Below are 21,476 nucleotides of genomic sequence, written 5' to 3'. Positions count from 1 at the left end.
GGGAGAGGAAATTCAATGTACACAGTCATCGGCGGCACCAAGACCCGCGCCTTTCGCGTCATGTGGATGCTCGAAGAATTGGGCCAGCCCTACGATTTGAACCCCGCGGCACCCCGCTCGGACGAGGCGCGCAAATACAACCCTTCGGGCAAGATCCCGGCGCTGGTGGATGGCGATGAGGTGCTGACCGATTCCGTTGCCATCATGACCTATCTCGCCGACAAACACGGAGCGCTCACCGCCCCCGCCGGAACGCCCGCGCGGGCGTGGCAGGATGCGATGACCTTTTGGCTGATCGACGAATTCGACGCGGTGCTTTGGGCCGCGGCAAAGCACAGTTTCGTCTTCCCCGAAGAGGCCCGCGTGCCAGCGATCAAGGACAGTCTGAAGGCCGAGTTCGAACGCGCCGCCAAAACCCTGTCCGACCGGCTTGAGGGGCCGTTCCTGATGGGGGATCAGATCACCCTGCCCGACCTCTTGGCGGTGCATTGCATCAACTGGTCCATCGGCGCGAAGTTTCCACGGGTGGATGACAAGCTGAACCTCTGGGCGAAATCCCTGCGCGAGCGCCCCGCTTTCCTCGCCGCGATGACCAAGGAAAACGGTTAACCCCGCGCCCATTCCACAGCATGGCGGCCTGCCCAATGGCCGGTCGCCAGACAGCCGTTGATCAGATAGCCGCCCGTGGGCGCTTCCCAATCCAGCATTTCCCCTGCGGCAAAGACGCCCGGCAGCGCACGCAGCATCAGCCCCGCGTTCAGCGCGTCGAGCCGTATCCCCCCCGCCGTCGAAATCGCCTCATCCATCGGGCGCAGCCCGGCGTGGGCGATAGGCAGGTCTTTCAGCAAGGCGGCCAGCGCCTCGGCCTCCTGCGGCAGCGGGCGGGCCATCTCTTGCAGCAGCGCGATCTGGGCGAGGCTCAGCTTCAGCCGTTTGCGCAGATGGTTGGCCTGACTGTCCTTGCCGCGCGGCTTTGCCAAACGCGCCGCCACCTCGTCGGCCCGCAAGTCCGGCAGTAGATCAAGCGTCAGCCCCTGCCCCTCGCGCAGCCCGCGTGAGACGCTATAGATGCCGCCCCCCTCCAGCCCACGGGCCGAGATCACCGCCTCCCCGCGCGAGCGGTAGGGGCCCGCGCGCCACGCCACCCCTTTTAGCGCCGCGCCGAAATGACGGGTCATGTGTGGTGACCAATCGACCAGCAGCCCGACATTGGCCGGGGCGAAATCCTGCAGGTCCACGCCACGCGCCACCAGCAGGGGCGCCCATTCGCCAGTGGCGCCAAGCCGCCGCCAACTCGCCCCGCCAAGGGCCATCACCGTCACATCGGCCTCGACCGCTTCCCGCCCGCCGGGCGTATCAAAGGTGAATGCATCCCCTTCCCAGCCCCGCCAGTGCCAGCGGGTGTTGATCGTCACCCCGCCTTCAGCCAGCCGCGCAAGCCATGCCCGCAGCAGTGACGAGGCCTTCATCGCCCGGGGGAAAACCCGCCCGGTGGAGCCGGTAAAGACCGCTTGCCCCAGCCCTTCGGCCCAGTCCTGCACCGCTTGGGCATCGAAAGCCTCCAGCATGGGCCGCAAGGCTGGCTGCGCTTCTTCGTAGGCGGCGAGGAAGGGGGCCAAGGGCTCGGACTTGGTCAGGTTCAACCCGGATTTGCCTGCCATCAAAAACTTGCGCCCGACCGAAGGTTTCGCCTCACAAAGCGTGACCGACAGCCCCGCCTGCGCCATGACCTCTGCCGCCATCAGCCCCGCCGGGCCGCCCCCGATGACCAAGGCGCGGGTCACGCGGCGCGCCCTTGGGTCTGCTTGTCTGACGGGGAAGCCATGGGCCTGTCCTTGCCTTAGGGAGGATTTGACACATCCTCTTGCCTGCCGTGGCCCTGCAATGCAAGCGAAAGGGAAGACCGTGACCCAAGGCGAAACCGTGCCACATTGCCCGCTCTGCCACCGGCCCATCCCCGAGGACGTGCCGCAGAGCCTGCATCACCTGATCCCCAAACTGCGCGGCGGCAAGGGCGGGCCGACGGTGCTGATGCATCACATCTGCCACCGAGAGGTGCACGCCGCCCTGACCGAGACCGAACTGGCGCGGCACTATAACACGCCCGAAGCACTGCGCAGTCATCCGAGGCTTGCCAAATTCGCCGCATGGGTGGCGAAACGCCCGCCGGGCTTCCGCTCTAAAGTGCCCGGAGGCACGCGCAAACGTTAGGCGGGGCCGCACATCCGTTTGATTTCCTGCGCGATGTCCGGACTTGCCGCCACTGTGTCGGCGGCCAGCGCCTGCGCGTGATCTTGCACCTCCTCCGCCGCGACGATGCGGTCGATCAGGCCAAAAGTCAGCGCCTCTTCGGCCGTGATCTTTTGCCCGCCCATCAGCAAAAGCTTGGTCCGCGCAGGGCCGATCAGCGCGGCCATCCGCGCCGGGTCAGAGGGCTGCGGCAAAAAGCCCAGCTTCATCACAGGATAGAAGAACTTCGCCCCCGGCACCGCGATGCGCAGATCACAGGCCAGCGCCATGCCCATCGCACCGCCCGCCAACGTGCCGTTGAGTGCCGCGATGCTCAGCCCCGGCAGGGCGGCCACCGCGCCCGACAGACGCTCCCAGACGTCAGACTTGGCCAGCCCGGCCCGCGCCTCTTCCAGATCGGCCCCGGCAGAAAACACCTTGCCGCGCCCGGTCAGGATCACCGCGCGGGCGGCCTGCGCCGCTTCCATGATCTCGGCCAATTCGACCAGCATGGCATGGGTCAGGGAATTGGCCTTGTCGGGGCGGTTGATCGTGACGGTCCAGATGTCGCCCGCGCGGTCAAGCTCGATCATATTAGGCCCACCGCCTTGCGGATGCCTTCGTCGCGCAGGGAAATCTCATCGCCCAAGAAACGATCCGCCTCCGGGCCGCACATCCACAGCAGCGCGCGGGCGGGCCAATCGGCGGGGATATGCACGTCCCAATCCAACTGGCTGACCGGGTTCACGCCGCTGTGCTTGATGTCGCGCTGCATGTCGGTGGCCACGGTGCCGGGAGACAGGCCGATGGCGCGGATGCCGTTGCCGCCCTCTTCGTGGTGCAAACACTGGGTCAGCATATTCGCCGCCGCCTTTGACGCGCAGTAGTGGCTCCAAGCCTCGACCGGGTTATGCGCCGCGCCCGAAGAGATCGTCAGCACCGTGCCGCCGCCGTTTTCCTTCATCAAGGGCAGCGCCGCGCGCATGCCGTGGAAGACCCCTGTGACATTGATGTTGATCGCCTTGGCCCAATCCGCAGGATCGGCCTCTCCCATGAGCGAAATCGGGTCGATCACGCCTGCATTGTTGATCAGAACGTCGAGGCCACCAAAGGCCCGGCGCGTGGTCTCGACCGCCGAGGTCATCTCGTTATAGCGGGTCACGTCGCAGGGGATGGCGATGGCCTGTTTGCCCAATTCTCCGGCCAATTCGGCGATGGCATCCTGACTGCGCGCCAACAGGGCGACATTGCCGCCCGCCTCGGCGAACACGCGCGCGGCGGCGGCGCCGATGCCCCGGCTGGCGCCGGTAATCATGATCGTCTTGCCTGTCATGTCCATGGGGGATCCTTCCGCTTGTTTTGTACATTGCTTGAGGGCTGTGGTAATCTGCCGATCAACCCGGGTCCAGCCTCGCATCGCTTGACCCTGCGCGGGGATTGGCAGACCCTATGCGTAACTCATTGCCGAAAAGGATTTTCCGATGTCTCGCATTTCCACCGCGTCGCTGTTCCTCGCCCTGCCGGTCACGCTGGCTTCGACGCCCCTCTGGGCCGATCTGACCCCTTCCGACGTCTGGGGCGATTGGCGCCAGTATATGGAGAGCATGGGCTATGAGGTCGAGGCGAGCGAAGCCTTCAACGGCGATTACCTGACCGTCAGCGATGTGACCCTGACGATGGACATGGCCGAAGAGGGCGGCGATTTCTCCATGTCGCTCGGCACGCTGAGCTTTGAGCCCGAAGGCGACGGGGCGGTCAATATCCGCATGCCCACCGTCATGCCGATGACGATCAACGTCGCGCCCGAAACGCCCGAGGATGAACCGGTGTCGATGGTATTGAACTACGCCCAGACCGCGCCGGTGATGCGCGCCAGCGGCAGCGCCGAGGCACTGCAATACGACTATGCCGCCGACAGCATTTCGCTCACGCTGGCCGGGCTCAAAGTGGGCGAGCAAAGCTATACCGAGGAAGAAGCCAAGTTCACTCTGATCGGCACCGGCGTCAGCAGCCGGACCGAGATGACCGGGACCGAGACGCGCCGCTATGGCCAATCGGGCCGCATCGACAGCCTGCAATATGACGTGGTGATGAAAACCCCCGAAGACCCGGCCCGCGTCGCCGTCACAGGCGGGGTCGATCAGGTGGTCTTTGACGGCAGCGGCACCTTGCCGATGATCGACGCAGGCGCCGACGTGGCCGCGATGATGCGCGAAGGCCTTGCCTTCGACGGCAGCTTTACCGCTGGCGCGGGCCGCACCGACATGCAGGTTTCCGACCCTGAGAATGGGGAGTTTCAACTGATCTCAAGCTCGACCGGGGCAAAACTCGGCGTGGCCATGGGGCCTGAGGGGCTTTCTTATGACGGCGGCCAGCAGGACATCGAAGTCAGCGTGACCGCCGCCGACATGCCCTTCCCGATCCAGTTCAGCATGGCAGAGAGCGCCTTTAACCTCAAAATGCCGGTGTTGAAGTCCGAAGAGCCGCAGGATTTCGCCTTTGGCGTCACACTCGACCGTTTTGAGATGTCGGACATGATCTGGGGCATCTTCGACCCCACCGGCCAATTGCCCCGCGATCCGGCGACCTTGGTCGTGGACCTGTCGGGCAAGGCCAAACTGCTGTTCGAACTGATGGACCCCGAAGTCACCGCCACCATGGGCGATGAGGCCCCGGGCGAGATTCACGCGCTGAAGGTGAACGAAGTGTCGCTGGACGTGGCCGGGGCCGAGTTCGACGCCTCGGGCGCGATCACCTTTGACAATGACGATATGCAAACCGTGCCCGGCATGCCGAAACCCGTGGGCGCGCTGGACCTGTCGCTGGTCGGCGGCGTGGCCCTGCTCGACAAATTGGTGGCGATGGGCCTCGTGCCGCAGGATCAGGCGATGGGCGCGCGGATGATGATGGGCCTCTTCACCGTACCGGGCGAGGGCGAAGATTCCCTGACCTCCAGAATTGAGTTCACCGAAGAGGGCGGCATCCTCGCCAACGGTCAGCAGATCAAATAACCGGCGGCGCGGCCCTGCGCCGCGCCTGCCCTATCTGGGAAAATAGAGCCCAGCCCTTGCCCCCCGCGGGGCAGGGGATTACCCCTTTTCCAACCCCAAAAGGAGCCAGACCATGCCAGACGCCCTTGATGCATTGACCAAGTCCCTCCTTCACGCGGCCACCAAGGCCGGGGCGGATGCGGCCGATGCCATGGCGATCACGGCAAGCTCTGTCTCGATTGAAGTGCGCGGCGGGGCGCTGGAACAGGCCGAACGCTCCGAAGGGACGGACATCGGGCTGCGGGTCTTCGTCGGCCAACGTTCGGCCAATGTCTCGGCCTCCGACACGTCATCGCGCACGATCGAAGAGATGGCCGAACGCGCCGTCGCCATGGCCCGAGAAGCGCCCGAAGACCCCTATTCCGGGCTGGCCGATCCCGATCAACTCTCACCTCGCCGCGATGCCGAAGGGCTGGAGCTTTGCGACCCCACGCCCGAACCCTCCCCCGAAGCCCTGCAAGAGGACGCCGCCCGCGCCGAAGCCGCCGCGCTGGCCGTCAAAGGGGTCAGCCAAGTGCAATCGGCAGGCGCAGGCTATGGCGCGCAAGAGATTTACCTCGCCGCGACAAACGGGTTCGAGGGCGGCTATGCCCGCAGCGAACGCGGGCTGTCCTGTGTCGCCATCGCAGGCAGCGGCACCGGGATGGAGCGGGACTACGACGGCGACAGCCGCATCTTTCAGGCCGATCTGCGCGACGCGCAGGAGATCGGCACACGCGCGGGCGAACGCGCGCTGGCGCGGCTCGATGCCCGCAAGCCCCCCACCGGCAGCTACCCGGTGCTGTTTGACGAACGCATCGCCGCCTCGCTGATCGGGCATCTCTTGGGGGCGATCAACGGTCAGGCGATTGCGCGCGGCGCGTCTTTCCTGCGCGATGCCAAGGGCGAACAGGTGCTGCCCGAAGCCCTGTCCCTGATCGAAGACCCGACCCGCATCCGCGCCACCGGCTCGCGCCCCTTTGACGCCGAAGGGCTGCCGACCCAGCGGCGGGCCATCGTCGAAAAGGGCATCTTGCAAGATTGGACACTCGACCTCGCCACCGCCCGCAAGCTGGAACTCAGCCCCACCGGCAACGCCGCGCGCGGCCCCGGCTCTGGCCCGCAGCCGTCGAACTGGAATATTGCGCTGACCCAAGGCGAGGCCAGCCGCGACGATCTGATCGCCGAGATGGGTACCGGGCTTTTGGTGACCTCCATGATCGGCAGCACGATCAACCCCAACACGGGCGACTATTCGCGCGGCGCCTCTGGCCTCTGGGTTGAGAATGGTGAGATCACCCATGCGATCAACGAATGCACCATCGCGGGCAATCTGCGCGACATGCTGCGGGCGATGATCCCCGCCAATGACGCGCGCATGCATCTTAGCCGCGTCGTGCCTTCGCTGCTGGTGCCGGGAATGACCCTTGCCGGTGCCTGAGGACGATCTCACCCTCCTGATCGACGCCGCCCGCAAGGCGGGTGCCGTGGCGCGCGGCTTTGTCGGGGCCACGGCGAAACGCTGGGACAAGCCCGATAACGCAGGCCCGGTGACCGAAGCCGATCTGGCAGTGAACGATCTGCTGCTGTCGGAGTTGCGCGGCGCGCGGCCCGACTATGGCTGGCTGTCTGAGGAGACGGAGGACAATACCGACCGGCTGAGGCATGAGCGGGTGTTCATCATCGACCCGATCGACGGCACCCGCAGCTTTGTCGAGGGGTCCGACACTTGGGCCCATTCGCTGGCGGTGGCCGAGGGCGGCGCGGTGACGGCGGCAGTGGTCTATCTGCCAATGCGCGACATGCTCTATGCCGCGCGCCGGGGCGGTGGCGCCACGTTGAACGGCGCGCCGATCCGCACCTCCGAGGTCAGGGATCTGGCCGAGGCGACAGTGCTTGCCGCGCGGCCCGCGCTGGTGGCCGAACGCTGGCACGGCGGCGCGGCACCGGTGTTCAAACGCAGCTACCGCCCCTCGCTCGCCTACCGTATGGCGCTGGTGGCCGATGCCTCTTTCGACGCGATGATCACCCTGCGCCGCACATGGGAATGGGACATCGCCGCAGGCACGTTGATCGTGGCCGAGGCGGGCGGTACCTGCACCACCGCGACGGGCGGGGCGCTGAGGTTCAACAACCGCGACCCGCGTGTCGATGGCATCGTGGCGGGTGGCCCTTCGGTGCAGCGCGCGCTGATCGACGCCCTTGCGTGACCGGCCTCATCTGCTAGGCACTATGCGCAGCACCGCAGCTTTGACAGATCAAAGGACAGCTCCATGACCCAACGCCTGCACCTTGTTTTCGGTGGCGAACTTGTCGATCCCACCAAGAACGCGTTCAAGAATGTCGACGACATCCATATCGTCGGGATCTTCCCCAATTATGCCAGCGCCTATGACGCATGGAAATCCGAAGCGCATCGTACCGTCGATAACGCGCATATGCGCTATTACATCGCCCATCTGCACCGCCTGCGCGACGAAGAGACATCGGCCTCGCCCACCGAAGAGCTGGAATAAACCACCATGGCGGCGCGGTCGCTGGGGCTTGCAGCCTATCGCGCCCTCGTGCGCCGGGGCGGGGCCGAAGACGCGCCGCCCTATATACCGCGCCCCGAAGGTGAGCTGGTCTGGATGCATGCCGCCGAAGCGGGCAATGTTTTGGCCGTGCTCGACCTTGCCAAACGGTTCATGGCGATGCGCGACCGGGTCGCGGTGCTGGTCACCCTCTCGGAAAGCGCGGCGGCCCAAGACCTGGCAACGAGCGATACGCGCGATCTGTTCATCCTCCCCGCCCCCAGCGAACACCCCGACAACGTGGCGCGGTTCCTTGACCATTGGCGGCCCGATTTCTGCCTGTGGACATGGGGCGGGCTGAGGCCCAACCTCGTGTTGGAGACCGCAGCGCGCGACTGCCCGATGATGATGATCGACGCCGACAGCGCCGGTTTCGATGGCCGCCGCGACCGCTGGCTGCCCGATGTGACGCGGCAGTTGCTGGCGGCTTTCGATCAGGTGCTGGCCCGTTCCCCCGCCGTGCTGCGCCGTCTCGTGCAACTGGGCCTGCCGCGCAGCAAGGGGCAGGTGACCTCGCCGCTGCTGGCGGGTGGTCAGGCGCTGCGCTGTGCGGAATCGGATTTGGCGGATATGTCGGCCTGTCTGGTCGGGCGTCCGGTTTGGTATGCCACCCAAGTGCTGGCCGAAGAGATACCTGTCGTGCTCACCGCCCATCGCCAAGCGCTGCGCCTGTCGCACCGCTTGCTCCTTATCCTGCACACCCATGATTACCCGACCGCCGATATCGCCTATGAGCGCGCCCGCGCGCGGGGGTTCACCACGATGCGGTGGGGCGATGACCCCTACCCCGACGAGACGACGCAGGTCATGGTGGCGGACGATCCCGGCGACCGGGGGTTGTTCTTTCGGGTGGCGCCGGTGTCTTTCCTCGGGTCTTCGCTGGTCTCGGGCCACGGCGGCTGCGACCCGTTTGAGGCCGCGGCGCTTGGCTCGGCGGTCCTATACGGCCCCAAGGTGCGCAACTTCCTACCCTCCTACGGGCGGCTCGCCACGGCGGGGGCGGCGCGGATCGTGAATGACGCGGGCGCGCTCGGCAATGCGGTGTCGCGGTTGATCGCGCCGGATCAGGCGGCCACGATGGCCCATGCGGGCTGGGACGTGATCAGCGAAGGGGCCGAACTGGCCGATAGGGTGATTGAAATGGTGCAAGACCGGCTCGACGAACAAGCGGGAGCATCCGATGCGCGCGCCTGATTTCTGGCACCTGCCCCGCCCCGACTGGCGCGCGCGGCTGTTGCAACCGCTGGGCGCGCTTTATGCTACGGCGACCGCGCGGCGACTGGCGGGCGGCACGCCGCTACGACTGGGGGTGCCGGTGATCTGCGTCGGCAATATCAACGCGGGCGGCACCGGCAAGACGCCCACGGTGATAGCGGTGCTGCAATATCTGCTGGAGCGCGGCCACCGCCCGCATGTCGTCTCACGCGGCTATGGCGGCACGCTGGAGGGGCCGGTGCGGGTCGATCCCACACAGCACGGCGCAGAGGAGGTCGGGGACGAGCCGCTGCTGTTGGCCGCCTTTGCAGAGGTCTGGGTCGCCCGTGACCGCGCGGCGGGGGCGCAGGCCGCCGAGGCGGCGGGGGCAACGGTGGTGGTGCTGGATGACGGTTTTCAGAACCCCGCGCTGGTGCAGGACCTGAGCATCGTCGTGGTAGATGCGGTCAAAGGGTTCGGCAACGGCCTCTGCCTGCCCGCCGGGCCGTTGCGTGAGCCTGTCGCGGCGGGGCTGGCGCGGGCCGATCTCTTGCTCTCTATCGGGGATGAGGCGGCGCAGGCGCGCTTTGCGAAACGGCTGCCCAAGACGGACCTGCCCCATGCACGCGCCGAACTCGCCCCACTGCAAACCGGGATGGATTGGTCTGACTCCCAAGTCCTCGCCTTCGCAGGCATCGGCCATCCAGAGAAGTTTTTCGCCACGCTGCGCGGGCTGGGGGCGACGATCCTCCACGCCGAGGCACTGGAGGATCACCAGCCGCTCACCGCGCGGCTGATGTTGCGGCTGGAGGCCGAGGCCGCGATGCGCGGCGCACAGCTTGTCACCACCGAGAAAGACGCAGTGCGCCTGCCGATAGAGTTCCGCGCCAAGGTGCTGACCCTGCCGGTGCGCCTGGCCCTGCCCGAAGGCAACGCGCTGCACGCAGCGCTGGACAGGCTGCCACCGCCTTAGGCCTTGTTGTCTTCGCCCAGTTTCGGCGCGGGCCGGTGCAGCGAAAGCTCGGCCCCCGAAAAGGTGAAGGGCGAGCGCAGCCCCGGCACACCGTCGAGTTCGATCTGCATGCCCCGCGCCACGACCTGCGGATCGGCCATGACATCGGCCATGTCATTAATCGGACCGGCAGGCACGCCATGCGCTTCGCAGGCGGCCAAAAGGTCGTCACGGCTGCGCAGACGGGTCGCCCCGGTCAGGCGGCGGATCATCTCGGGCCGGTTGGCGACCCGGTCGGCGTTCTTGAGGTACTCCGGTGCGGTGGCCATGTCATCCAGCCCCAGCAACTGACACAGGCGCTGGTACTGCCCGTCATTGCCGGTGGCGATGATGAGATGACCATCTGAACACTCAAACACCTCATAAGGCGTCAGGTTGGGATGCGCGTTGCCCATCCGTGTCGGTGCCTTGCCGGTGGTAAGATAGTTCATCGCCTGATTGCCGGTGATCGCCACGGCGCAATCCAAAAGCGCCATATCGATATGCTGGCCGACGCCGGTTTGGTTACGCTGGTGCACGGCGGCCAGAATCGCGGTGCTGGCATAGACCCCGGTAAAGATATCGGTGATCGCCATGCCGGACTTCTGCGGCTGGCCGTCCGGCTCCCCGGTGATCGACATCAGGCCGGACATGCCTTGAATGATGAAATCATAACCCGCGCGATGGGCATACGGCCCCGTGTGGCCGAAACCCGTGATCGAACAATAGATCAGTTTCGGGAACTGGGCAGACAGGCTGGCATAGTCCAACCCGTATTTCGCCAATCCCCCGGTCTTGAAATTCTCGATCAGGATATCCGCATCGGCCAAAAGCTCTTTGACCTGCGCCTGACCTTCCTCAGTGCGAAAATCCACGGTGACCGAGGCTTTGCCCCGGTTGGTTGAGTGGAAATAGGAAGCGGTGACATCCTCGTCCCGGGTGACGAAGGGTGGCCCCCATTGGCGGGTGTCATCCCCCGCCGGGCTTTCCACTTTGATCACCTCGCATCCGAGGTCCGACAGTGTCTGACCGGCCCAAGGGCCAGCCAGAACACGCGCCAATTCGACGACTTTCAGTCCTGCAAGCGGTGCGGTCATTAGCCAGCCAGCGCTTCGTCGAGGATTTCCTTCATGTCGGCATAGGACATGTTGGCGTGTTTCTTGCCGTCGATGACAAAGCTCGGCGTGCTCGAGATGTCATCCTCTTTGGCGTTCTCGGTGTACCATGCCACCAGCGCCTCGGCTTTTTCACCGTCTTTCAGGCATTCATCCAGCGTCTCGTTATCAAGGCCGGCCAGACGGCCAATCTTGCGCAGCTCATCGACGATGGCGGCAGGTTCGCCCGCGCGGGTCCATTCGCTTTGCGATTTGTAGATCAGGTCAGCGATGCCAAAGAACTTCTCCTGACCGCCGCAGCGCGCCACCATGGAGGCCCAGAGACCGTAGCGGTCGAAATAGACTTCGCGGTAGATGAACTTGACCTTGCCGCTGTCGATGTAATCGGCCTTCAGCTTTTTGAAGGTGTCGTTGTGGAAGGTCGCGCAATGCGGGCAGGTGAAAGAGGCGTATTCGACAACCGTCACCGGCGCGTTCTCATCACCCAAGACCATCTCGGTGATGCCGGAGGTGTCGACTTCGCCCTCGGTCGTTTGCGCATTCGCAGCGCCGACGAAGGGGGTCAGCGCAGTGCTGCCGAGGGGGGCCGAGCCAAAGCTGCTGGCAGCGAACCAGCCGCCGACGCCAAGGGTGGCAAGACCGCCAAGGATTACGTTTCTGCGATTCATAGGATGTTCCTTCCGTTTGACCAGCTATCAGATCGTCAGCTTTGGTTCTTGTTCAATATGTTCTCGCCCAGACGTGCAAGGGCCTCGCGCAGCCCCTCATCGGCCACCGGCTTGGCGGCTTCGGCTGCTTTTTGTTGCAACGCGGGGTTGGGGCGGGGCTTCTCGCCCTTGGGCTTGTGATCGAAAGCGACGCGCCCCTCGGCAAATCCGGTCGCCGCCGTCTGGGTGATCCGCACCCGCGCGATGGCGTTGTAGCCGTAGACCGCGTTGACCCGCGCGCGCAGTTGCTCTTTCTGCATTTCCAGCATGGGCGCATTGGCCCCGGTGGTCAGCAGGGTCAGGGTGGCACCGATGCCCTCCTTGCGGCCATAGCTGACCTCGACAGGGCGCGAGATGGCGGCGGTTGCCTCGCCCGCGATCTCGGCCCAATGGGTCAGCAGACGCGATTGCGCAAAGCCGCGCGTCTCGCTCGCCTTGCGGATCTGTTGCGAGAGCAGGCTGTTGGTGCGTTTGAACCCTTTTGTAGTCGTACGACGTGGCGGCATGGCTTTGTTTCCCGAATGTGCTGACATACATAACCATTTGCCCCAGCGTCACCAGCCCCTGCCCCGTCGAAAGGCCTAAACATTGCGTGAGAAAACCCGCGTCAGCGAGCTGCCGCCGATCCTGCTTGAGTGGTACGACACCCATGCCCGCGCCCTGCCATGGCGGGTACCGCCGCAGGACCGGATCGCCGGGGTCATGCCCGACCCCTACCGTATCTGGCTGAGCGAGGTCATGTTGCAGCAGACCACCGTGGCCACGGTAAAGGATTACTTCGCACGGTTCACCGCCCGCTGGCCGGATGTCGCCGCCCTCGCCGGTGCCGAGGATGCCGATGTGATGGCCGAATGGGCCGGGCTTGGCTATTACGCCCGCGCCCGCAACCTGCTGAAATGCGCGCGGGTGGTGGTGGATGAGCATGGTGGCAATTTCCCTGCGGATCACGACGCGCTGCTGAAACTGCCGGGGATCGGGCCCTATACGGCGGCGGCGATTGCCTCCATCGCCTTCGATCTGCCCCATGCGGTGCTCGACGGCAATGTGGAGCGGGTGATGGCGCGGGTCTATGACATCCACACGCCCCTGCCCGCCGCCAAGCCCGAGCTGATGGCCCGCGCCGCCGCCCTGACTCCGGCGGCCCGGCCCGGCGACTATGCCCAAGCGGTGATGGATCTCGGCGCCACGATCTGCACCCCGAAATCCCCCGCCTGCGGCATCTGCCCTTGGCGCGAACCCTGCGCCGCGCGAGCGGAAGGCACGGCGACGTTTTTACCCAAGAAGACGCCGAAAAAACCGAAACCCATTAGGCACGGCACGGTCTATCTGGCAGAGCGCGAGGATGGCGCTTGGCTGTTGGAGACGCGGCCCGAGAAGGGGCTGCTTGGCGGCATGCTCGGCTGGCCCGGCTCCGACTGGGTCGACACATCCGAGCCGCGCCCCGACGGCACGCCGCCCTTGGCCGCCGATTGGCACGCCCTGCCGGGTGAGGTGCGCCACACCTTCACCCATTTCCATCTGATGCTGACAGTACAGCACGCGCGGGTCGGCCACGATGCCGCGCCGCAAAACGGTGAATTCATCGGCCAGAACCAGTTCCGCCCCAGCGATCTGCCCACCGTCATGCGCAAAGCCTTCGACCTCGCGCGCTAGCGCCGCGTCAGGCTTTGAGCCTCGGGCAAACTGCGGTATATCTGGCGCGCAACTATGAGGTGCCCCATGGCCAACCGCATCATCGCCGCCCAAGACCTCGCCCGTCTGTCGCGCGCCCTGCCTTTCTGGATGTCCCTGCTGCTGATTCCGCTGGCGTGGTTCTGTGCGGCGCAGGGCGGCTGGACCATCGCACTGCTGCCGCTGGTGACATGGTATCTGTTTTCGATGCTCGACGCGGTGCTGGGGCTGAACCTCGACAACGCCGATCTGGAGGCGACGGAGGATGATCTTTATTGGTACCGCCTCGTCACCCTGCTCTGGACTCCGCTGCAATTCCTGACCGTCTTTGGCCTGATCTACTACGCCACACGCGCCGGGCATCTGGGCACGGCAGAGCGGATCTTTCTGTTCTTCGGCGTCGGCGTCATCACCGGCACCATCGGGATCAACTACAGCCATGAGCTGATGCACCAACGCAACAAGACCGAGCGACGGTTGGCGGATATCCTGCTGGCCATGGTGCTTTATTCGCATTTTCGGTCAGAGCATTTGCTGGTGCACCACCGCCATGTCGGCACCCCGCGCGACACGGTGACGGCGCGCTACAACGAAGGGTTTCATCGCTTCTACCCCCGCGTGCTGCGCGAGTCGCTGACCTCGGCCTTTCAAGCGGAGAAGAACATGCTGGCCCGCAAGGGGCTGCCTTGGACCGACCCGGGCAATCCTTTTTTCAAATACTGGGCGCTGCAAGCCACCTTTTTGCTGCTGGCGCTGATCTTGGGCGGTTGGAGCGGGCTGGGCCTGTTCCTTGTTCAAGCCGGGGTGGCGATCTGGCAATTGGAACTGGTCAATTACATCGAACACTACGGGCTGACGCGCAAACATCTGGGCGGCGGAAAATATGAACATGTCCAGCCACGCCATTCGTGGAACGCGGCACATAAGGCCAGCAACTGGCTGCTGATCAACCTGCAACGCCATTCCGATCACCACTACAAACCCGACCGGCGTTTTCCGGTCTTGCAGACCTACGGCACGGGCGATGCGCCGCAGCTTCCCTATGGCTACCCGGTGATGACCATGGCCGCCATGGTGCCGCCGCTGTGGCGGCGCGTCATGAACCCGCGGGTGCGCAAATGGCGCGAGATGTATTACCCCGAGATCACCGACTGGAAAGCCTACAACAAGGCCAGCACCCCCCTGCCCCGGCTTTGAACACGGCAACGCAAAGTTAAACTTTGCCTGCCAGAAAAGCTGCGATTGTTACCAGTGGAGTGGTATTGATGCAGCACCAACAAACACCCGCGCGGGCGGCCTATGATGGCACCTGTCTGATCGTCGAAGACAGTGAGTTTGACCGAGAAAGGCTGCGCCGCGTTCTGGCCCGCGCCTATGGCGGGATGCAGGTCGAATTCGCCCCCAGCATCGAAGCGGCACGCCGGGCGCTCAGCGCCGGGGACAAGGCGCTGATCCTGCTCGACAACAACTTGCCCGATGGGCTGGGCGCGAATTTCGCGCTGGAACTGGCCTGTGATCATCGCCACGCCCAAACCCCCGTCATCATGCTCAGCGATTGGCCCTCTCCGGTCATGTGGGAGAAAGCCGCCTCTGCCGGGGTGCTCTATGTGGTGAATAAATGCGATTTCGATGCCAGCTACCTCGCCGCTGCGCTGCGCGCGCTTCAGGGCCGCAACCGGCAGATGCATTAGGCCAGCCTTACAGGCTGATTCAAAAAAACCCCGCCATCGGGCGGGGTCAAGGTAGGCACCCGTGTGCATGCCCCTCACGCAGAGGGGCCACGGGTGCCGGCGGTGTTCGATTATCCGGGGTGGATCAGTTCGCCATCTCGGCTCTGATCTGCTGACGCAGAATGTCGATGGGGACATTCTTGCCGTCTTTCTTGTAGCACCAATAGGTCCAACCGTTGCAGCTGGGTGCTTTCTCATAGGCCGCGCCCACCTGATGGATCGACCCTTTGACATCGCTGCCAATCAGGGTGCCATCGGCGCGGACCTTGGCCTTGTGGCGGCCATTCATGGAATAGAGGTTCTCGCCCGGGCGCAGCATGCCGCGCTCGACCAACTGGCCGAAAGGCACACGCGGCTCGGCGCGTTTGGAGGTGGTGGTTTGCAGTGCTTCGTTATCGAATTTGCGCACCATCGAGATCCGCTTTTCAGCCACCTTGCGATAGGCTTCCTCACGTTCGATCCCAATGAAATCGCGGCCCAGCATCTTGGCTACGGCGCCGGTGGTGCCGGTGCCGAAGAACGGGTCGAGGATCACGTCGCCGGGGTTGGTCGAACCGACAAGGATGCGGTGCAGCAGGCTTTCGGGTTTTTGCGTCGGATGCGCCTTTTCGCCCGACTCATCCTTCAGACGCTCATGGCCGGTGCAGATCGGCAGCACCCAATCGCTGCGCATCTGGATGCCTTCGTTCAGCGCCTTCAGCGCCTCATAGTTGAAGGTGTATTTGCTGTTCTCGCTCTTCCCGGCCCAGATCATCGTCTCATGGGCATTGGTAAAGCGCTTGCCACGGAAGTTCGGCATCGGGTTCGACTTGCGCCAGACCACATCGTTGAGGATCCAAAAGCCCTGATCCTGAAGCGCCGCGCCGACGCGGAAGATGTTGTGATAGCTGCCGATCACCCAGATTGCGCCATCGGGCTTGAGCAGACGCCGCGCGGCTTTAAGCCATGCGCGGGTGAATTCGTCATAGGCTTTGAAGCTGGCGAATTGGTCCCATTCGTCATCAACTGCATCGACCTTGGAGTTGTCGGGGCGATGCAAATCACCTCGCAACTGCAAGTTGTAGGGCGGATCCGCGAAGATCAGATCCACCGATTCTGCTGGGAGGGCGTTCATTGCCTCAATGCAATCGCCCGCAACAATAGTGTTCAAGGGAAGCGCCGCAGCGCCCTTTGTCATCGTTTTCATATCTCTGCCTCATTACCCGGCGCTTAAGCGCTCATTGGTTGTGGATAAAATGAGCCATCAGAGAATCGTGGTCAATTTCTTTTTTGAATCAATCGGTTAACAAATTGGCTTGATACAAGATATTGTGTACCGGTTTGAACAAACGTCTATGGTGTGGGGTGACACCAAGATCCTGCAGGGCGGCGATGTGGCTTTTCGAGCCATAGCCCATATTGGTTTCCCAGCCGTAACCCGGATGCTGTTGCGCCAAATCCACCATGAGGTTATCGCGCACGGTTTTCGCAACGATAGAAGCCGCTGAGATCGACAGACAGCGCGCATCGCCCTTCACCACAGGTTGCGCGGGCAGCGCCAAATCACGCGGAAGCATATTGCCGTCGATCAGCGCATAGTCCGCTTTGCAGGCCAATCCGGCCAAGGCGCGGGTCATGGCCAGATGGCTGGCACGCAAGATGTTGTGTTCCTCGATCTCTTCGACCGTGGCATGGGCCACGCAGACCACGGCGACCGACATGATCTCTTCATAAAGCTTTTCACGGGCGCGGGCGGTCAGTTTCTTGGAATCGTTCAGCCCCTCGGGGATCTGCCCTTCGGCAAAGACCACGGCAGCGGCAGTGACCGGCCCGGCCAGCGGGCCACGGCCCACTTCGTCCACACCGGCGATGGTGCGAAAGCCGCGGGTCATCGCCCCGCGTTCGAGTTCATAGTCAGGTATCATGGGGCTGGTGAAACCGCATGCGCCCCTAAGGTGCAACAAAAAAGAGAAAGGGGAGGCGCCCGAACACCCCCCCTTTCAAAACCCGAGCGACAGGGACGTGCCGCTCGGTCAAGGCACGCCGGATTTACCGACGCGCCAAGCTGTAACCCGAGTCGCGCAGACAGCGGGCGTCATAGCCGTAGCGCGCGCCCTCGGCGGTACTGACGCGTTTGGCGCAGTAGCGGGGCAGGCGATCGGCATAGGAGTAATTCTTTTCAAGGCAGGGCTCGCCAAACATCATGACCTTGCCCTCATCGCCCTCATAGCTGCGGAAGCACTGCTGCGGCAGCAGCTTGCGGTCCACCCGGTCCGGCAGGGGGCGCACTTCGCGCTCAGGGTAGGTGGTACGGTCGCGCTCAGGGCGGGTCCAGTCGCCGCGACGCGGCGCGGGGCGCGGGTCAACATAGGGGCGCTGATGGGGCCGCTTGGAAACCGTCGGGTAATACCGGGGCGCCTCATAGACCGGCGCGGCACGGCGGCGGGTCACGGTCTCGCGCTCTTTGCGCTCTTTGTTGTTGTCGTAGATCATCTTGCCCACGATCGCGACACCCGCAATCGCGGCGAGCGTGCGCAGCACCTCTTTTTCATCGGCAGCAGCCGGGCGGGCGCCAAAGGCAGTGATGGCAACCGACAGGGCGGCGATGGTAGCAATGAACTTGCGGTACATGGGTCTGGTCCCTTCTCGTTATCGGCGCGTTTCGCTGCGCCCTTGATCCTCTGCGGCCATAACTCGGGGGCCGCGTATCGGTTCGTGTGTCTGTTGGTGCCACCAAATTGGGATGAGGGCCAAAGACAGGCAATAACAGGGGGTCGTTATCCAATAACAAGACGCTCAAAACGCCTTGGTTATTGAATATCAGCGGGCGAAAGCGCATTAAAAACATATGAAAAACCCATGTCTCTCCTTGCTGACCGCGCTGGCGGTCATTCTGGCCCTGCCCGCTGCGGCAACGGCCGGATGCTTTGCCGATTACAAGGCCAAGCAAGACAATCCGCTGCGCCTTCACTATGGGGTGGCGCAGATCTCCGGGGCCTGTGAGCCAGCCTCCGCCGAAACCGAACTCACGCCGCGTCTTGCAGCGGAGGGCTGGACATTGTTGAATGTGCTGTCTGTTTTCGGTGACGAAGGCTTGGATCAAAGGAAAGACAGTGCAGGAACATTCTACCTCCGCTTCTGACATGCGCAGATTTGGCGGGCGTTTCGTGATCGGCGGCATCGCCGCCGTGGTCGCCGTGCTTTTGGTAGGGGCGGTTGTCCTGCTCTGGGCTCTGCCCGATGCGAACGTCTTTAACGCCCGGGTTGAGCGGATATTTATCGAAAACGACGATCTGACCACCCAAGCCGAGATCAAGCTGCTGGAAATCCTCGCCCAGTCCGGCACCGCCTTTTCCGAGACTTTGGCCAGCTATCGCATCGTGATCGTGGTGCTCTTGGTCTTTGCCAGCGCCATGCTGGTCGCGGCGATGGTGTTTCTGTTCATGCTGATCGGCTTCAACCGCCGCATGGCCCAGATTGAGCGGACGGGCATTCAGGTGAACTCTCTGCTGATCAGCCGGGAAGAGAATACCGTCTATCTCAACAACCTCGGCTTCAAACTGACGGCTGCTGCGATGGAGACGATGTCGGTCCTTGCCGAGGCGCGGATGGATGATGACGTGCTGTCGGGCTCCGAGATCGAAGGCATGATCTCGGGCCGCAGCCCTGCCGACTGTGATGAGGCCGCAGGCGCCACGCGGATCAAACGCCTGCGCGACACGCTTGGCAACCAGCTGGTGTCGGAATTGCTGGTCAAGAACATCGCCCGGCGCGGCTATATGCTGGCGATCAACAAGGACGTCATCAAGGTTCTGTAACCCCGGCAAAGCACCGCCCTGCCCTGCCCTCACGCGGCTGGCCCTAGCCAATGCCCCGCAGGCACGTTAAATGGCGTCAAATTAAATTGGACAGACTGGAGTAATCAAATGGGTTATCGCGTCGCCGTCGTCGGTGCCACAGGCAATGTGGGCCGTGAAATGTTGAACATCCTTGCGGAGCGTCAGTTCCCCGTGGACGAGATCGTGGCCCTTGCCAGCCGCCGTTCGCTCGGGACCGAGATCACCTTCGGGGACAAGACCCTTAAGACCAAAGACCTCGACACTTTCGATTTCACTGGCTGGGACATGGCGCTTTTCGCCGTGGGCTCTGAAGCGACCAAGAAATACGCGCCTGCCGCTGCCAAAGCGGGCTGCGTGGTGATCGATAACTCGTCGCTCTACCGCTACGACAACGAAGTCCCGCTGATCGTGCCGGAAGTGAACCCCGAAGACGTGCACGGTTATTCCAAAAAGAACATCATCGCCAACCCCAACTGCTCCACCGCGCAGATGGTCGTGGCGCTGAAGCCGCTGCATGACCGCGCCAAGATCAAGCGCGTCGTGGTCAGCACCTACCAGTCGGTTTCCGGCTCGGGCAAAGAGGCCATCGACGAGCTTTGGGACCAGACCAAATCGGTCTACAACCCGACCGACAATTACGAGGCCAAGGTCTATCCCAAGCAGATCGCCTTTAACGTGATTCCGCATATCGACGTCTTCCTCGAAGACGGTTCGACCAAGGAAGAATGGAAGATGGTCGCTGAGACCAAGAAGATCGTCGACCCGTCGATCAAGGTCACCGCGACCTGCGTGCGCGTGCCGGTTTTCGTGGGCCATGCGGAATCGATCAACATCGAATTCGAAGACCACCTTGATGAGGCCGAAGCCCGCGACATCCTGCGCGAAGCGCCGGGCATCATGGTGATCGACAAGCGCGAAGACGGCGGCTACGTCACACCGGTGGAATGCGTCGGCGATTTCGCCACCTTCATCAGCCGCATCCGTCAGGACAGCACCATCGACAACGGCATCAACCTGTGGTGCGTCAGCGACAACCTGCGCAAGGGTGCCGCCCTGAACGCCGTGCAGATCGCTGAGTTGCTGGGCCGCGAAGTGCTGAAAAAGGGCTGAGGTTCAGCCCCAGCTTAGGAATAAGAAAGGGGGCCAAGCGGCCCCCTTTTTCGTCTCTGCCATCTGTCTGCGCAAGCGTCAGACCGGCTCGAATTTCTGCGCCTTGGCGTCATAATATTCCAAGCTGCCCTCGCCGATGTCGGTCCACAGGCCGTGCAGGCTCAGCGTGCCGTCTTCGACCTTTTCCTTGATCCACGGGAAGGTCATCAGGTTTTCGAGCGAGGTTAGCACCGCCTGACGCTCCAGCAAAAGCTGCTGCTCTGCCGGGTCTTCGACCTTTTCCACCGTCTCGTATTTCGGGCGCAGCAGGTCCATCCAGCGGCCCACGAAACTGTCTTGGTTCTCAAGCTCGGGCGCGTTGCCTTTGCACATTTCGATGCAGCCCGCCACGCCGCCGCAACTGGAATGGCCCAGCACGATCAGATGCGCGACCTTCAGCGCATTGACGGCATATTCTACCGCAGCCGAGGTGCCGTGCTGCTTGCCATCCGGCTCATAGGGCGGGACAAGGTTGGCGATGTTGCGGTGAATAAAGAACTCACCCTGATCCGCGCCGAAGATCGAGGTCACATGCACGCGGCTGTCGCAGCAGGAGATCACCATCGCACGCGGGCGCTGCCCCTCGGCGGCCAATCGGCGATACCATGTTTGGTTCTCGGCATAGCCGGTCGCCTTCCACCCCTGATAGCGTTGCAACAGATACGACGGCAGAGCCTTGGCCTTGTCCATGTGTAAACGTCCCCTAATGCGTGATGCGGTTTTAGCGCAGATAGCGCAAATGCCATACGAATTCGAGAGAAAAGGCACAATCATCGCAACCCTTTGCACACCTTCATGCGCCATATTGCCCCTAGGCCGTGGGGGCGATCGAAGGATGACTGGAATGCAACTTATGCAAATTCGCCCGACCGAACAGGTCTGCGTCGATCAAGAGCGGCTCGCGCTGCTCTACACACAACTGGGTGAGGTGGGGGCCGAAGATGTTCTCTGCCGCGCGATGGAGGAATTGGCCCTGCGCCTGTCCCATTGCAAAAGGCTGCACGAGGGCCAAGACCGCGCCGGGCTGCGCAAAAGCGTGCACCGCCTGATCGCCATCGCCGATCAAATCGGCATGGCGCTCGTCGCCCGGGTGGCGGCGGATGTGATGGTCTGTATCGACGCCGGGGATGACATCGCCACCGCGGCCACGCTGTCGCGCCTGATCCGCAGCGGCGAACGGTCGCTGACCGCGATATGGGACCTGCCAGAGATCACGATCTGATCGCTTGCGGGTGGCGATGGAAAAGGTAGGCTGCGCGCAAATCCAGAT

The 21,476-nt window shown here is 63.5% G+C and carries 25 protein-coding genes; 15 read left to right on the top strand and 10 right to left on the bottom strand.

Annotation, left to right across the window (positions count from 1 at the left end):
• Nucleotides 1-15 precede the first annotated feature (15 nt).
• Nucleotides 16-609: a glutathione S-transferase family protein gene (locus ACGYK4_RS08885; protein WP_394456069.1), complete on the top strand. Its 594-nt coding sequence runs from the start codon at nucleotides 16-18 to the stop codon at nucleotides 607-609.
• Here the strand turns inward: ACGYK4_RS08885 and ACGYK4_RS08880 are convergent.
• The gene (locus ACGYK4_RS08880; RefSeq protein WP_394430767.1) at nucleotides 606-1,784 is read right to left on the bottom strand and encodes a TIGR03862 family flavoprotein; all 1,179 of its coding nucleotides are present in this window, start codon (nucleotides 1,782-1,784) and stop codon (nucleotides 606-608) included. The two genes, ACGYK4_RS08885 and ACGYK4_RS08880, sit on opposite strands and share 4 nt — an antisense overlap.
• 121 nt (nucleotides 1,785-1,905) lie before the next feature.
• On the opposite strand from ACGYK4_RS08880, the gene ACGYK4_RS08875 reads away from it, so the two are divergent.
• On the top strand, nucleotides 1,906-2,211 hold the full coding sequence (locus tag ACGYK4_RS08875; protein WP_231886283.1) for an HNH endonuclease: 306 nt from the start codon (nucleotides 1,906-1,908) through the stop codon (nucleotides 2,209-2,211).
• On the opposite strand, the gene ACGYK4_RS08870 is transcribed toward ACGYK4_RS08875, so the two are convergent.
• Both ACGYK4_RS08870 and ACGYK4_RS08865 read right to left on the bottom strand, forming a co-directional pair.
• The gene (locus tag ACGYK4_RS08870) at nucleotides 2,208-2,822 is read right to left on the bottom strand and encodes an enoyl-CoA hydratase/isomerase family protein (RefSeq protein WP_394456067.1); all 615 of its coding nucleotides are present in this window, start codon (nucleotides 2,820-2,822) and stop codon (nucleotides 2,208-2,210) included. The two genes, ACGYK4_RS08875 and ACGYK4_RS08870, sit on opposite strands and share 4 nt — an antisense overlap.
• Complete coding sequence (locus tag ACGYK4_RS08865) at nucleotides 2,819-3,568, bottom strand: SDR family oxidoreductase (protein WP_394456065.1); 750 nt, start codon at nucleotides 3,566-3,568, stop codon at nucleotides 2,819-2,821. The genes ACGYK4_RS08870 and ACGYK4_RS08865 overlap by 4 nt, the downstream gene beginning before the upstream one ends.
• Before the next feature lie 142 nt (nucleotides 3,569-3,710).
• On the opposite strand from ACGYK4_RS08865, the gene ACGYK4_RS08860 reads away from it, so the two are divergent.
• From ACGYK4_RS08860 to lpxK, 6 genes are all read left to right on the top strand, one after another.
• The gene (locus ACGYK4_RS08860) at nucleotides 3,711-5,240 is read left to right on the top strand and encodes a DUF2125 domain-containing protein (protein WP_394456063.1); all 1,530 of its coding nucleotides are present in this window, start codon (nucleotides 3,711-3,713) and stop codon (nucleotides 5,238-5,240) included.
• A gap of 112 nt (nucleotides 5,241-5,352) precedes the next feature.
• On the top strand, nucleotides 5,353-6,699 hold the full coding sequence (locus ACGYK4_RS08855; RefSeq protein WP_394456062.1) for a TldD/PmbA family protein: 1,347 nt from the start codon (nucleotides 5,353-5,355) through the stop codon (nucleotides 6,697-6,699).
• Nucleotides 6,692-7,468 carry a 3'(2'),5'-bisphosphate nucleotidase CysQ gene (locus tag ACGYK4_RS08850; protein WP_394430905.1) on the top strand — a complete coding sequence of 259 codons (777 nt, stop codon included), beginning with the start codon at nucleotides 6,692-6,694 and terminating at the stop codon, nucleotides 7,466-7,468. Before ACGYK4_RS08855 ends, ACGYK4_RS08850 begins: the two co-directional genes overlap by 8 nt.
• 63 nt (nucleotides 7,469-7,531) lie before the next feature.
• Nucleotides 7,532-7,774 carry a DUF4170 domain-containing protein gene (locus ACGYK4_RS08845; RefSeq protein WP_067262181.1) on the top strand — a complete coding sequence of 81 codons (243 nt, stop codon included), beginning with the start codon at nucleotides 7,532-7,534 and terminating at the stop codon, nucleotides 7,772-7,774.
• A gap of 6 nt (nucleotides 7,775-7,780) precedes the next feature.
• Entirely contained in the window at nucleotides 7,781-9,025 is a 1,245-nt protein-coding gene (locus ACGYK4_RS08840) for a 3-deoxy-D-manno-octulosonic acid transferase (RefSeq protein ID WP_394430757.1), read from the top strand.
• Complete coding sequence (gene lpxK, locus ACGYK4_RS08835; protein WP_394456058.1) at nucleotides 9,012-9,998, top strand: tetraacyldisaccharide 4'-kinase; 987 nt, start codon at nucleotides 9,012-9,014, stop codon at nucleotides 9,996-9,998. The genes ACGYK4_RS08840 and lpxK overlap by 14 nt, the downstream gene beginning before the upstream one ends.
• Here lpxK and ACGYK4_RS08830 read toward each other — a convergent pair.
• Genes ACGYK4_RS08830 through ACGYK4_RS08820 form a run of 3 tightly spaced genes read right to left on the bottom strand, consistent with a single transcriptional unit; the run spans nucleotide 9,995 to nucleotide 12,344 of the window.
• On the bottom strand, nucleotides 9,995-11,113 hold the full coding sequence (locus ACGYK4_RS08830) for a CaiB/BaiF CoA transferase family protein (protein ID WP_394430753.1): 1,119 nt from the start codon (nucleotides 11,111-11,113) through the stop codon (nucleotides 9,995-9,997). The two genes, lpxK and ACGYK4_RS08830, sit on opposite strands and share 4 nt — an antisense overlap.
• Complete coding sequence (locus tag ACGYK4_RS08825) at nucleotides 11,113-11,799, bottom strand: DsbA family protein (protein ID WP_394430751.1); 687 nt, start codon at nucleotides 11,797-11,799, stop codon at nucleotides 11,113-11,115. The genes ACGYK4_RS08830 and ACGYK4_RS08825 overlap by 1 nt, the downstream gene beginning before the upstream one ends.
• Nucleotides 11,800-11,834: 35 nt before the next feature.
• A complete protein-coding gene (locus tag ACGYK4_RS08820) occupies nucleotides 11,835-12,344 on the bottom strand; it encodes a DUF721 domain-containing protein (RefSeq protein ID WP_271688827.1) in 510 nt (169 codons plus the stop codon).
• Between the two features lie 82 nt (nucleotides 12,345-12,426).
• Here ACGYK4_RS08820 and mutY point away from each other — a divergent pair, with 82 nt between their 5' ends.
• The 3 genes from mutY (at nucleotide 12,427) to ACGYK4_RS08805 (ending at nucleotide 15,200) form a co-directional block, all read left to right on the top strand.
• Entirely contained in the window at nucleotides 12,427-13,491 is a 1,065-nt protein-coding gene (gene mutY, locus ACGYK4_RS08815; protein WP_394456056.1) for an A/G-specific adenine glycosylase, read from the top strand.
• Nucleotides 13,492-13,557: 66 nt separating this feature from the next.
• Entirely contained in the window at nucleotides 13,558-14,706 is a 1,149-nt protein-coding gene (locus ACGYK4_RS08810) for an alkane 1-monooxygenase (protein ID WP_394456054.1), read from the top strand.
• A 68-nt stretch (nucleotides 14,707-14,774) separates the two neighbouring features.
• Complete coding sequence (locus ACGYK4_RS08805) at nucleotides 14,775-15,200, top strand: response regulator (RefSeq protein ID WP_394401936.1); 426 nt, start codon at nucleotides 14,775-14,777, stop codon at nucleotides 15,198-15,200.
• A gap of 124 nt (nucleotides 15,201-15,324) precedes the next feature.
• On the opposite strand, the gene ACGYK4_RS08800 is transcribed toward ACGYK4_RS08805, so the two are convergent.
• The 3 genes from ACGYK4_RS08800 to ACGYK4_RS08790 form a co-directional block, all read right to left on the bottom strand.
• Nucleotides 15,325-16,425 (bottom strand): site-specific DNA-methyltransferase, encoded by a 1,101-nt coding sequence (locus ACGYK4_RS08800; RefSeq protein ID WP_394456052.1) that lies wholly within the window; start codon nucleotides 16,423-16,425, stop codon nucleotides 15,325-15,327.
• A gap of 88 nt (nucleotides 16,426-16,513) precedes the next feature.
• Nucleotides 16,514-17,143: a ribonuclease HII gene (locus ACGYK4_RS08795; RefSeq protein ID WP_067265994.1), complete on the bottom strand. Its 630-nt coding sequence runs from the start codon at nucleotides 17,141-17,143 to the stop codon at nucleotides 16,514-16,516.
• Between the two features lie 124 nt (nucleotides 17,144-17,267).
• On the bottom strand, nucleotides 17,268-17,849 hold the full coding sequence (locus ACGYK4_RS08790; protein ID WP_394456050.1) for a hypothetical protein: 582 nt from the start codon (nucleotides 17,847-17,849) through the stop codon (nucleotides 17,268-17,270).
• Nucleotides 17,850-18,066: 217 nt separating this feature from the next.
• On the opposite strand from ACGYK4_RS08790, the gene ACGYK4_RS08785 reads away from it, so the two are divergent.
• The 3 genes from ACGYK4_RS08785 (at nucleotide 18,067) to ACGYK4_RS08775 (ending at nucleotide 20,167) form a co-directional block, all read left to right on the top strand.
• Entirely contained in the window at nucleotides 18,067-18,360 is a 294-nt protein-coding gene (locus ACGYK4_RS08785; RefSeq protein ID WP_067265999.1) for a hypothetical protein, read from the top strand.
• Between the two features lies 1 nt (nucleotide 18,361).
• On the top strand, nucleotides 18,362-19,036 hold the full coding sequence (locus ACGYK4_RS08780) for a transcriptional regulator (RefSeq protein WP_394456139.1): 675 nt from the start codon (nucleotides 18,362-18,364) through the stop codon (nucleotides 19,034-19,036).
• A gap of 108 nt (nucleotides 19,037-19,144) precedes the next feature.
• On the top strand, nucleotides 19,145-20,167 hold the full coding sequence (locus ACGYK4_RS08775) for an aspartate-semialdehyde dehydrogenase (RefSeq protein ID WP_067266005.1): 1,023 nt from the start codon (nucleotides 19,145-19,147) through the stop codon (nucleotides 20,165-20,167).
• Between the two features lie 78 nt (nucleotides 20,168-20,245).
• Here ACGYK4_RS08775 and ACGYK4_RS08770 read toward each other — a convergent pair whose 3' ends face one another.
• Nucleotides 20,246-20,896, bottom strand: a complete 651-nt coding sequence (locus tag ACGYK4_RS08770; RefSeq protein WP_209218489.1) for a carbonic anhydrase — start codon at nucleotides 20,894-20,896, stop codon at nucleotides 20,246-20,248.
• Nucleotides 20,897-21,050: 154 nt separating this feature from the next.
• Here ACGYK4_RS08770 and ACGYK4_RS08765 point away from each other — a divergent pair, with 154 nt between their 5' ends.
• Nucleotides 21,051-21,428, top strand: coding sequence for a hypothetical protein (locus ACGYK4_RS08765; protein WP_209218490.1), 378 nt, complete (start codon nucleotides 21,051-21,053; stop codon nucleotides 21,426-21,428).
• Nucleotides 21,429-21,476 lie beyond the last annotated feature (48 nt).

This window comes from Sulfitobacter sp. 1A13368, from assembly GCF_043557275.1.
Taxonomy (GTDB): domain Bacteria; phylum Pseudomonadota; class Alphaproteobacteria; order Rhodobacterales; family Rhodobacteraceae; genus Sulfitobacter; species Sulfitobacter faviae.
The sequence above is the reverse complement of the archived record's forward strand: the minus strand, read 5'-3'. Positions and strand labels throughout refer to the sequence as shown.